This window comes from Methanobacteriaceae archaeon (assembly GCA_029219465.1).
Classification (GTDB): Archaea; Methanobacteriota; Methanobacteria; order Methanobacteriales; family Methanobacteriaceae; genus Methanocatella.
This window is the reverse complement of sequence record JAQXTL010000003.1, coordinates 52,999-65,777: the sequence shown is the minus strand read 5'-3', so window position 1 is coordinate 65,777 and position 12,779 is coordinate 52,999. Positions and strand designations below refer to the sequence as shown.

At 26.7% G+C, this 12,779-nt stretch carries 10 protein-coding genes and 1 pseudogene; 9 read left to right on the top strand and 2 right to left on the bottom strand.

Annotated features, from left to right (window positions below; translation table 11 throughout):
- Positions 1-88 precede the first annotated feature (88 nt).
- A complete protein-coding gene (locus PUD86_01275) occupies positions 89-850 on the top strand; it encodes a hypothetical protein (protein ID MDD6775917.1) in 762 nt (253 codons plus the stop codon).
- Positions 851-1,469: 619 nt separating this feature from the next.
- Positions 1,470-2,312: pseudogene (galU, locus tag PUD86_01270) on the top strand (UTP--glucose-1-phosphate uridylyltransferase GalU).
- Between the two features lie 154 nt (positions 2,313-2,466).
- On the opposite strand, the gene PUD86_01265 reads toward galU, so the two are convergent.
- The gene (locus PUD86_01265) at positions 2,467-3,456 is read right to left on the bottom strand and encodes a DUF2971 domain-containing protein (GenBank protein ID MDD6775916.1); all 990 of its coding nucleotides are present in this window, start codon (positions 3,454-3,456) and stop codon (positions 2,467-2,469) included.
- 63 nt (positions 3,457-3,519) lie between these two features.
- Positions 3,520-4,374, bottom strand: a complete 855-nt coding sequence (locus PUD86_01260; protein MDD6775915.1) for a HEPN domain-containing protein — start codon at positions 4,372-4,374, stop codon at positions 3,520-3,522.
- 95 nt (positions 4,375-4,469) lie between these two features.
- Between PUD86_01260 and PUD86_01255 the strand changes: the two genes are divergently transcribed.
- The 7 genes from PUD86_01255 (at position 4,470) to PUD86_01225 (ending at position 12,426) form a co-directional block, all read left to right on the top strand.
- On the top strand, positions 4,470-6,287 hold the full coding sequence (locus tag PUD86_01255; GenBank protein ID MDD6775914.1) for an AAA domain-containing protein: 1,818 nt from the start codon (positions 4,470-4,472) through the stop codon (positions 6,285-6,287).
- On the top strand, positions 6,274-6,768 hold the full coding sequence (locus PUD86_01250) for a hypothetical protein (GenBank protein ID MDD6775913.1): 495 nt from the start codon (positions 6,274-6,276) through the stop codon (positions 6,766-6,768). The genes PUD86_01255 and PUD86_01250 overlap by 14 nt, the downstream gene beginning before the upstream one ends.
- Positions 6,769-6,770: 2 nt before the next feature.
- Positions 6,771-8,105, top strand: coding sequence for a hypothetical protein (locus tag PUD86_01245; protein ID MDD6775912.1), 1,335 nt, complete (start codon positions 6,771-6,773; stop codon positions 8,103-8,105).
- A gap of 1 nt (position 8,106) precedes the next feature.
- Positions 8,107-9,246, top strand: coding sequence for a hypothetical protein (locus PUD86_01240; protein MDD6775911.1), 1,140 nt, complete (start codon positions 8,107-8,109; stop codon positions 9,244-9,246).
- Between the two features lie 69 nt (positions 9,247-9,315).
- Entirely contained in the window at positions 9,316-10,146 is an 831-nt protein-coding gene (locus PUD86_01235) for a hypothetical protein (protein MDD6775910.1), read from the top strand.
- Positions 10,139-10,819, top strand: a complete 681-nt coding sequence (locus PUD86_01230) for a VPA1262 family N-terminal domain-containing protein (protein MDD6775909.1) — start codon at positions 10,139-10,141, stop codon at positions 10,817-10,819. The genes PUD86_01235 and PUD86_01230 overlap by 8 nt, the downstream gene beginning before the upstream one ends.
- Before the next feature lie 98 nt (positions 10,820-10,917).
- Positions 10,918-12,426: an FRG domain-containing protein gene (locus tag PUD86_01225; protein ID MDD6775908.1), complete on the top strand. Its 1,509-nt coding sequence runs from the start codon at positions 10,918-10,920 to the stop codon at positions 12,424-12,426.
- Positions 12,427-12,779 lie beyond the last annotated feature (353 nt).

Below are 12,779 nucleotides of genomic sequence, written 5' to 3'. Positions count from 1 at the left end.
TATAATTAGTTAAATTTAACCCACTAACCCTGTTTTAGAATTTTCCAAATGGAAAATAAGTTATATAATACCCAAAATACATATCACCATGAAAATGAAATTAATTCTCATTTTTGCCATACTGGTAATAACAATTTTCCCGGTCATGGCCGGGAACAACACGACTGTTGTGGACAATCCTACTCAGTACCTATCAGATGAGCCTATGACTGAAGCTCTTGAAAGCGGAGATTCCAATATCAGCTTCAGCGACGGGTACAAGGGATATTGTATTGAATGGGGTGAGCATTCAGCTGAAAAGGGCGATAAGTTCTATGTCCATGACGAGGATGTCGACAATAACATAAAAACATTCTTTGTATATTTCTATGAGGAGTCACAGCGTGACGTCATTGCCACCCAGCATATGATTTGGAAATTCACCGACAACAAGCAGTTCAGTAAGTTCAATCAGACATTATATGAAAAAATCATCGAGAAATCTGCAACTGTCAAGGTGCCCAATGATGGTGTTTTGAAAGTCAACGACACCACTGAAATGGTTTATAGTTTCAGAAACTTCATATCCAACATCAACGAGTATCAGAATTACTTCGCATACAAGATATATTTCAGAAACATAACTCTTCAAAACAACCTGACTCAAAACTCAACAGGAAATGGATCAGACAGCACTTCCCAAAACACTACAAATCAGACAAACATCAAAGAGAACCTTACACAAAATCACACAAACGCATCCTTTAAAAAGACTAGATTCGCCAAAGTGAATGGAAGTCATGAGACAGGCAATCCTCTTGTGTTGCTTTTATTGTCCCTGGCAGTGTTGGTTTTTAAAAGAAGAAACTGATAGGATATTGAAATCTCCATTTCAGGTAACTGCTGATTATATCAGTCGGTTGTGGGTTGATTTTACTAACTATCAAAAATATTCTTCAAATTATCTTTAACTAACAATTCCGTCATGGATGAGCCATACATTAAGCAAGATTGATTATGTAATACGATAGTGGAGTTTAGTCTCCATATTCTTTTTTAAGCAGAAATATACGTATTTCTGAAAAAACATTGTTACTAAAAAGGGATAAGTGTAAATAATAACTAAATAAAAACTTAATAAAAACTTATCTAAACCTTGTTACTAAAAAGGGATAAGTCTTAATAATCTCTTAATAAAAACTTATTCAAAAATCATCCAACGTATATTTTCATTCAAAATATTCTGCAAAACCAATGTTCATGAAAGAATTGTTACTAAAAAAGTATAACCCTAAATTAACTTGTGACTAAAAATATTGTTACTAAAAAAGAATAAACCTAAACTAACTTGTGTCTAAAAAAAACTAAATTTGTGAGCAAATGGGAACCACCATAAAATGTTAAAAAATCATCCGCCGTGTCTTTATAACACAAAATCAAAACCAAGATTTTCCACATAATTTATCCATAGCCAAATACAATATAAATACATGAAAGCAATTATTCCCGCCGCAGGATTAGGAACCATGTTCCTTCCCGCAACTAAAGCTCAACCAAAGGAAATGTTACCGGTCTATGACAAGCCAACCATCCAGTATGTTGTCGAAGAGGCAGTGGCTTCAGGAATCAATGACATCATCATAGTCACAGGAAGACACAAAAGATCCATTGAAGACCATTTCGACAAGTACTATGAACTTGAATACAACCTTCAAAAGGCAGGAAAAGACCATGACCTTAAGGAAATCAGAAAAATTACTGACTTGGCAGACATCTGTTGTGTCAGACAAAAAGAGCAAAACGGATTGGGCGATGCAATCAAATGCGGCCAAAGACATATTTGAGGAGAACCTTTCGCTGTTCTTTTAGGTGATTCGATCACTAAAGGTCCCACCCCATGTACCAAACAGTTAATAGGTGTTTACAATAAGTACAATGCATCTGCAATCTCTCTTGAAGAGGTTCCACCAGAAAAAGTTGAAAGATATGGAATCATTAAAGGAATCGAAGCTGAAAAGGACATCTACAAAATCGAAGAACTGGTTGAAAAACCACCAATGGATAAGGCACCATCCAACCTTGCAATAATGGGCAGGTATGTGCTGACACCAGATATTTTTGACAAGATTGATGAGACAGAGCATGGAGTTGGCGGTGAAATTCAGCTTACCGATGCCCTTCAAAAACTGGATTCAATTTATGGAGTCGCATTTGAAGGCAAAACCTATGACATTGGAAACAGACTCGAATGGCTTAAGACCTCAATCGAATTTGCATTGGATGATAATGAGTTTAAAGATGATCTGGTCAACTATATGAAAAGCTATATCTAGATGTGGAAAAGGCATGACAATGCTTGAAAGTAGAGTTGATTAAACAAATGGATGAGATAAATACTTCACTTAAATAATCCGAAATTTAAATCTAATAGAATCATTTAATTACCTTCAAGGAATTGTGTAAGGCAATGTATTCGAATTAAACAATTTAAATTTCCATATGACTTAAATTATACCTGCTTGAATCTTTAATCATTTTATAAATTGTTATTCCACGTTCTTTACAAATTTTTATAATTTCTTGTTTACAATCAGCCGAAATATTCAACCCCAAAAATACACAGACAGGTTTTGGAAATTTAATAAAGCATAAATCCTCACGTCTATCCATAACAGATGAAAATCCTAATTTTAATGCTTGCCTTAATTTCATTTTATCAATTAGTATCCGCCATTCCTTCTCATAACTCCAGTCATGTGACTTTTTCAAAAACGGCTCTTCCAAAACTTTCAATTTGTTTCGCTCAGCATTATCAATGTTATTGATTTCCTCTGTAAAATCAGAGCCCTGAACATATAAAATAGGATGACATGTTTCTTCAGAACCCAACTCAAAATCCGTAAGGTCATATCCAATACATACTCCTGTGTGATTGCCTGCATAATGTGCCCACATTGGAATAATATTATTCGATTCGGATAAGCAAACAAAAAGCATCTGTTTTTTCAGTTCATGATTATAATTTTTTACACTATACTGGGCAAACTCGTCAAAAGTCTCCACAAACTCTAATTTGAATTCCTCCATTGTTAAGCCCTCACCCCTGCCCGAATCATTATTATAAACAATATCCATGAATGAATTTTGAGGATTTTCGCTGTTGACAATTAAGTTTTTGTCTTCATCAGAGAAGTTCAAATTCGGATCCTCCCGCTGTCGAATGAGCAAATCATCCTTATATTGTTGAGATATCATTTCATAATCAAAAAGCATTTCCCCTTCAAATGGATCGTTGACATGGAAGGGGTCTGAAACTTTTATGAAATCATCTTCGAGAGAATTTATTGCATGTTCTGCTTTCATGTATTTAAAAAGAAGTTTAGGAAAATTATCCTCTTTTAAAATTGAAGCTTCAGCTTGTGATTTAATATCTCGGGTATCCTGAAAATATAATTTATGGTATTTCTTTTTCCACATTGGATTAATCACTTCTACAATATTAAATGTTATTTACTCATTTGATATGATAAAACAATAAATTTAATCTCTTCTAGATTCATCAATCATTATTTTTAATAATTTCCCAACAAATTTCCTTAAAAAATTATAATATTTCTCAAAGTCATCATCAATAAATCCATTATGAGTAATATTGCTACGTATAGCATATGCCCTTTTAAGTTTATCATCAATATCTTTAAATTCCTTAAAATCTTCTTGATGCCCATTTGCAAATTTTTGTAATGAACTATTAATAGACTTATCCTCCCAAAACTTTAAGTCATGGAAATATCTATCAAATTCCTTAAACTCTTCAGACCCATTTTTAAAATTCTTTCGAATTGATTTCATATCCTTTTTAATTTCACCAATAGCTTTTAAAGATTTATCTGAAACTGGATAAGTGGGCTTTAATATTTCCAATATAGTAATTAAATCTAAATATTGGCTTTTTTTGTTATATTGTGTGTGTTTTGAATATATATCCAATGCTAATTTTAAATCTTCAGTTAATTCATATTTACCGGTTAAAGTTTTCTCTAATTCTTTTTCAAAACGATCAGAAGTTTCTTTTATTTGTACCTCTTTTAATTCCATACTAATTCCTTTAGGATATATTTCATTCTCATCATACTCAATAGCACAGTATTCCCTTCCTAATGTATAATATTTTATAAAAAATTCAAAATTCTCTATAAAATCACATATTTCAGACTTATCATCAAAATTTGATACATTCAAATAATATTTGTTGTTATTTTTTGTTAATTTAAGGTTTAAATTGTTAATGTCAAATTCACATAATTCTATATCAACCACAATCGGAGGGTATGAAATTAAAGAAAAAGGTATTATTAATTCATAGTTTTCAATGTCTATTTTATTTTGAGTCAATGTATCACCACAATAATACTTTGCAAATGCTCTCTCTTATAGTTTAAATAGTATTTAAAATAATATACTATTAACCAAATTTTTAAGTGATATCATTGCCAGAAGAATATAAAAATAAATTAATTAATCTTATTATGCATGAGAGAAATTTTGAAGAAAAAGAAATGCAGAAAAAACTCATTGAGTTACTTCAAAATCATGAATCAAATGGTGAAAATACAATTAGAAATATTTCTGGACGTAGAATACATAAATTCCCAATCACTGTAAAATTCAAAAAAGATGAAAGAATAAACACAGACATAAATGAATTAGATACCGTTTTAGTGAGTGACGAAAATCATCCTGAAAAAATTTTAAAGGGCAAAGTTTATGAAAAAAGATCAAACTCTATTTTAGTTGTATTTGATAACGAAAAAATTTTAGAATGGGGAATACCTGATAAAGCAAGAATTGATTTATTTGTCAGGGATAGTGAATATATGAAAATGATTGAAAATTTAAATTTATATAAACAAAACCCCAATGTATTTATGGCTCTTCAATATGCATTAAATAATTTAAATCCTCCAAATAAAAAAAGAATAAAATACATTAATTTTTATGACAAACATCTCAATAAATCACAAAAAAGAGCCGTGATTAGAAGTTTAAAAAGTGAAGATTTCTTTTTAATCCATGGACCATTTGGAACTGGAAAAACTACAACCTTGGTTGAATTAATTCGCCAAGAAGCCAAAAATCATAAAGTATTAGTAACTGCTGATAGTAATGCAGCTGTTGATAATATTGTTGAAAGATTAATGCCAACAAAATTAAATATAACAAGAATCGGTAATGAGCATAAAATTAATTATAAGGTTAGAAAAGCAACTTTGAACTTTAAATTTAAAAATCATCCAAAATATAAAGAGATTTCAAAAAACCTCAAGAAAATAAAAAAATTAACTAATAAGCCAAATTATGACAAATTTCTAATTAATCAATTATATGCTAAAAATAATCTATTAAAACAAGAAATTGAATCAGAAATCATATCTGAAAGCGAAATAGTTCTAACCACTAACTCATCCTCTACATTAGATGTTCTTAATAATGTTTCCTTTGGTGTTGCAGTTATTGATGAAGCATCACAAACAACTATCCCTAAAGTATTATTGCCCATATCAAAAGCTGATAAATTTATTTTAGCAGGTGATCATAAGCAATTGCCACCCACAGTTAAAAGTAAATGTGTTGAATTAGAAGAGACTTTATTTAAAAAACTTATTAATAATTTTCCTAGTCAAAAACAATTCTTGAATATTCAACATAGGATGAATGAAACTTTGATGAAATTTCCAAACAAGAAATTCTATAACAATAGATTAAAATGTGACAAGAATTATAAAAATATAAAAATAGATGAAAGATTTGGGAAGTGCGACATAGAAAGTCCTTTAGTGTTTTTAGATACAAAATCATTGGAAAATAATAAAGAAAAACAATATGAGAACAGTACCTCGACATTTAATGCCTTGGAAGCTAAAATTGCATCTGAAATTGCAGACAAATATCTGAAATTAACCATTGATAAAGAGAATGTTGGAATTATATCCCTTTATAATGATCAAGTTGATTTGATTAAAAAAATGATTGATGTTGAAGTAAATACAGTAGATGGGTTTCAAGGAAAAGAAAAGGAAATAATAATTTTATCCCCTGTTAGGAGCAATGTTGATAATGAAACGGGATTTATTAATGACCAGCGAATAAATGTTGCTTTAACTCGTGCAAAAAGAAAATTAATAGTTATTGGAAATACTGAAACATTGAAACATCACCCCACTTTCAATGAATTTATTAAACATTGCCAAAATGAAAATTGTATGATAAATCTTACTAATATGGAGAATATATATGAAAAGAATTAACGATAACTGTAGTATTTGCGGTAATGAAATTGATGAATATGCACACTATGTTAATGATGATAAACAATATTATTGCTGTGAAGAGTGTGTTAAAAAAGCAATTTACAAACAAAATTTTAAAGGCAACATTTGGGAAATTAGATTTTGTCCAGCATATGATTATTGTAAACAATTAAATAATCTTAGAAAAATGTGTAAGTTTAAAGAAAACATTACAAAAAAACAATACGGAATGTATGGTCTACTAGACATAAAATCTAAACCTAATTGGTGTTCACCAGCAGAAACTTCACAAATAATCAGCAACGCAAGATTATATAATTTTGTTAAAACATCTGAAGAATCATCATCTAGATTAAATAAAGAAAGTTTTAATCAAAATAAAACAACGAAAAACCTAACTTGGATAATGACTGGAGTGAGTATTGTGAATTTAATTTTAATATGTGTTCAAATTTATTTACAAATATTTGAGGGATAAAATTGATAATTCAAGAAGTTTATTGGAATGACGATAAAATTCTAACATTGTGTCATGAAAAAATGGAAAAACATATTGAAAATAGAATATTAGAAGAATTTATAAATATTTCAGGCAATAAAATTGTTTTTAAAGAATTTAATGATGAAAATAAAGATTTTACTGATTTTAAATCAGATTTTGTAATTGAAGGTTTCCTTGATTGCAACCATGAGAAGAATCCCTATGGAAATTATAGTACATTTTATAAAGAATTTGTTAATCAAACAGATAATTCCATAGTGGAAAATAATAAATTAAATGTGTCTGATGATGAATTTGAAATATTATTTAATTTTGTTAAAGAATATTGTAATTATCCAATAACTGCTTCTGGGAGCGGAAACTTGATCATTTTTTCTCCAGTGAAAATATTTAGCGAAAGTCATAACTCTGAAACATTTCCTTATTTGACTCTAAAAGGAGAAGATGTTAAAGGAACTGCAATTGTTAAATTTAAATTGAATGATATAATTTTGGAATCTTATATTTTTGAAGATGTGACTAATGGTTATGAAATATACTCACAAGGTGATTGGAATAACTATGAAATTGAAATATTTTTTGAAAATCATTTAATTTATAAAGCTAAATATAATATTATTCGTTCAATCGGCATGAATATTAGAACTATAACTAACACGATGCAAAAAGAGTTACTAGGCACTAAAAAGAAAATTAATATTACAAAAGGAATTGAAGATTCATTTGTAATAAGTGATAATGCCTCCCTAGATTCTATTTCAGCATATTTAAATATTGAATCATCAAGTATTAAAAAGAATAAGAAATTAGAAAAAAATTTATGTAAATTTTTAAGAAAAAATGAACGTTTAAAAGCATTATCAATATTTGAAGAACTAATGAGTCTTTCAGGAGAAATTTGGATATATGACCCATATGCGATTAGCGATGATAATGGAGGCATTTCAGGTTTAATAAATATTGTTACACTTTTATGTAAGACTGATAATGTTAAAAATATTGTTTTTTGTGAAACAAATGGTATTACATTTAATAAGTTTAAAAGAGAATTAAGTGAAAATGCAAGGGATGCATTTAGGGGATTGAATTTAAAAAATTTAAATTTTATTAAAGCAAAAGAATCTTTTCATGACCGTTTTATATTTTCAAAAACAGCTAAATCAATTATTGGTTATCAAATGGGAACCTCTTTAAATTCTTATGGGAATAATTATTCAAATATAGTAAAATTAGATTCATTATGTTCTAAAGAAATTTTTAATATTTTGTACGATGATATTGTTTCAGATAACATATACAACTTGGAGGAATAAAATGGAACTTGAAGATTTAGAAAAAATCATTGATAAAATCATGATAGAGGGTTTAGAAATCAGTGAATCTTCTTTTTTAAATGAATTATATAAAATATCAGAAATTGAATTAGAAGAAGAAAAATTTGAAACAATAATTAAAGATTTTCGAAAAAAAGATAAAATGAAATATACTTTTGCCTTTTATATTGGATTTTTAAATAGAGATATTGAAAATATTAATGATTTACCCAATATCACTAAATTAAAATCATATTCAAATCTAAAAGGATATTTAATGCAATATTTCAAAGGCCACTTAAATATTAACTATAAATATTTTCCTGTTACTCCTTATCATAATTATTATTCATTTATTAAGGAATGGTGGCCCATTCCATTTTCTATACCTCAACCACTTATCTTATTATTAAATTGGATTTATAAATATGATAAAAAGTATTTTTTTAAATTGATGTTTAATGAAAAACATAATTATCTATTTATATCACTATTAAAAGGCAAAATAATTAATAATTTGAAAATAAACAATGATATTGATTTTAACTTTGATGATGATTTAAAGATGTATGCATTATTTAATTATCTAATAGAACCATTTACAAATGAAAATAGCCGATTTAAATCTGATGTTGAAATGTGGCACCATAATTTTAATATTTTAAAAAGAATAGAACTCCCATTATTAATAAGAATTATTCTAGATTATATCAAATCTCCAAAAAGCAAGAAAATTCTAATTGATGTTGCAAATATTCTTAAAGACAATTATGATATTTTTTATAGCATTTTCAATGATTTAGAAATAAAAAATTTAAGAGAATTATCACAATTATTTAATGTGTTACATGAATTAGAAATTATTCCAAAAGATGAATTATTAAGAATCACTTTAAATAAATTGAAAAATAAATTTAGTAATAAATTCATTACAATAGACATGAATGATTGGAAAATCTTTTTAAGTTTATTAAATTCATCAGAAATTAATAAAGTGGAAAAATTAATAAATGACTCTAAAAATAATCTAAAATATATTTCAGAACTAGATAAGGAAGTTCGATATGAAAAATATTTAATTGACATTAAAAAAAGTGAAAAATTTGATGAACTGTTAGCTGAATGTAACCTACACTCATAACACATCCATCAAATTAAATTTATTATAAATTATTTGAAAATTTAAATATGCTTAAATTAGTGAAAAGAGATGATTTTTAATTTACTATTGTCCCCTGAAAAACTGGGTTTTTATAAAAGTTGCGAAGTAACTGAAATATTTTTAATAAATAAATCAGATAATACTATCTTAAACCTTTATACATTAATTTATTTTACTGAATCAGAGTATAATGGAAAATTAGCAAGATATTTAACGCACACCCCTGAAAACATAAATAAAAACTATTCATTAGGCATTCAAAAGTATTATTTAACAATTGAAGAAGTGAAAAATAGATTTGAATCTTTGAAGAATAATATTTGGATTAATTCAGATGACAATGAATTCAAACAAAAATCATTGGAATTAATTCCAAAACAATTCATTTCATTGAAAAAACAAAATCGATTAGAGGAAATTTTAATTAAAGAAGATGCAGTGCAATCTTCATATATTTTGGAATTTTTTAATTCTAAAAAAGAATTTTCATTCAATAAGAATTATAAAGAGTTTAATAAAATTTGTAATCATATTGAAGAAATATTAGATTTTAAATTTAAAATTGTGCCTGAAAGAATTGGAAATTTTATTTTTCAATTCCCCATAACCATATTAAATGTTAATCAGTTTGTAACTGAATTTGATCGGACAAAAATATCAATTAGCTGGAATGAAAAATTAAACGAAACACCAAATGGCATTGTGACAGTGACTTCAAAACAAGATAACATTATTATAGGAAGTTCAACTAAAAAATTAAAAACATTTGATGAAGAAGAATTTATATTCGATAATTTTTCATATGAAGGGATAGAAACTACAATTTATAATTTAGAAGATAATTTAATATTGTATCATGATGTTGGACTACATGCATGATTTAAGTATTAATGCAAAAGTCGTGTCACAAGATTATGTAAGGGAATTTTATGAAAACGGTAAACTTAAAAGAATTCCTTTAAATAAAATTTCTCCAATAATCAAACAAAGACCCCTAGATTACAATGATGAAATAAATCACTCTGTAAACCATATTAAAAAAATTGGATTATCAAATAAATTATCATTTAAACAATATAATGAAGAACAAAATGCCGTGAAGGATTTGCAAAAACTAATTTCCGAAAATGGTGCAAATGGAGTTTATTTATGGGATCCTTATCTAACTGCAGATGAAATTTTTAAGACATTATATTATTCGGAAACACTTAACGTTCCTCTTAGAGCAATTACTTCAAAAAAAGCTGGAAAGATTAATGAAATTAAAAAAGGATTTAAGATTAAAAAACAATATGGTTTAAACTTAAACCTAGAAGTGAGAATGCAACATGGAACTTACGGTTATCCATTCCACGATAGATTTTTAATATTTCCTTCAAATAATATTTATAAAGAACCAAAAGTTTATTCGCTTGGAACGTCAGTAAATTCTTTTGGAAAAAAACATCACATCTTACAGTTAATACCTTATCCAGAATTAATTATTGAAGCATTTGATGATTTGTGGAACCAATTAAACCATCATGAATGCATAATTTATAAAACGTTCTAACCAAGATAAATTATATAATTAATATTACTTAATGAAAATAAAATAAAATAAAATAAAATTTAAAAAAAGTAGGTTCAAAAATATTTAGAGAGGCAATAATGGTTAATTTCGAAGATTTTATTGAAATAATTAAAATTAAATCATATGAAGAATTAATTGAAAAACTTCAAGGAAAATCCCCTAATTTTCGTGAAAATTATATTTTTAGAGGTTTAGGAAGTAGTAAATATGAATTAATTCCCTCTGCTTTAAGAAAAGATGAAAACGGAAATTACATGATAAATAACTATATTGATTCAAAATTTTGCGTATATGAACTAACTTCAGCAGCAGATCATTTTAGAAGATGCAAAATTCCATATGAAACTTATAAAAAATTAAATGAAGAAGGTAAGACAATTCTTTTGAATAAAAATTCTAAAGAAATGAAAGATAATACTCCTGCACAATGTTGGGTCAAATCAGAAAATGAAATACAATATAAAAGAGAATTATATGTTCTCTTAAAATTTTTAAACTGGGCAGATAAAAGTGGTTTGAAAATTTCCACTACTCCAACCATTAGACGTTTAATCCATGAAACAATTGAATTTAAACCACCAAAAAATAAATGGCCTAATTTAGATTTTTTTGAAATAATTTCATTAGCTCAACATTATGGATTACCTACCCAAGCTATGGATTGGTCTTATGATTATAAATCTTCTTTATATTTTGCAACAAACAATATTTTACACAACAACACTGATGACTGTGTTTTATGGGCTTTTAATTATAAATTATTTGAAAATAGTTATATCCCCGGTCATCCGCACCCATATAAATTACAATTTTACAGACCCGAGTATAATTCAAACAAAAATTTGATGGGACAAAAAGGGTTATTTACCTTTATTATTAGTGAAAACTATAATTTTGATAGGCGACCTTTAGACCAGATTATAATAGAAGATGTAATAAATAATATTGATCCTAAAGCAAAAATTAAAAATTATGTTAAACTTTATGGATTAAATGATTTTATCATTCCTCATAATGAAAAAATATTTTATAAGTTTATTATCCCCGGAGATTTAAAACATTACATCTTAAATGAATTATATTTAGAGGGATATTCTGAAGAAAATCTATTTCCAGGTTATAGTGGCGTTGTTCAATCCATAAAAAATAGAGTAAGACTAGAAGAGTATGTAAATGAACTAAATAAATCTACAAAAAAGAATTTTATAATGTTATTTTATGAAAAAGAAATTAATAATATATTAAATAAGAAAAAACGCATGATTTTTAAAAAATTTTTTACTGAAGAGCATTTTGGAAACTGTTTTATTTATTCTAAAAATAATAGAGAAATTTTAGGTTATTTTAAAATTGATGAATTAATTAAAAATACTCCAATAAATATGTGGAACACATTTAAAAGAAATTCAATAATGAGTAAAGAAGACTTTTTTGAATATTTTGAAGATATATTTCAAGGTTATGCAATTCCAATTAAAGATTTGAATATATTTAAATACCCTATTAAACTTAATTTAAATTTAGAATCTGAAATACAAGAAATAACTCCTGAAGACCAATCTTTAAATTTTTTATTAAATTTCTAATTATATTATAATAAAACATGAAATAAGAAAAAGAATAAGAAAAGCATAAAATTACAATATAAAACTAAAAATTACATTGATGTTGATAAAATAAAATTTTAAAGCACAATATATAATAATAATTAATATACAATTTTAGGTGACAGAAATTATCTTACAGTTCATCAACCGTTAAAGTGACATCCGTTAAAAAATTCTAATCATAAAACTGCCTTCTTGTCCATATGTCTGAGAAAAACAGTAAAAAAACAAAAAAGAAACATAGTTCAATTAATAGAAAGATTGAAAACATAACTTAAAAAAGATTTCAATAAAGTAGTTTAATCTAGAATTAAAGAATAAAATATATCTAA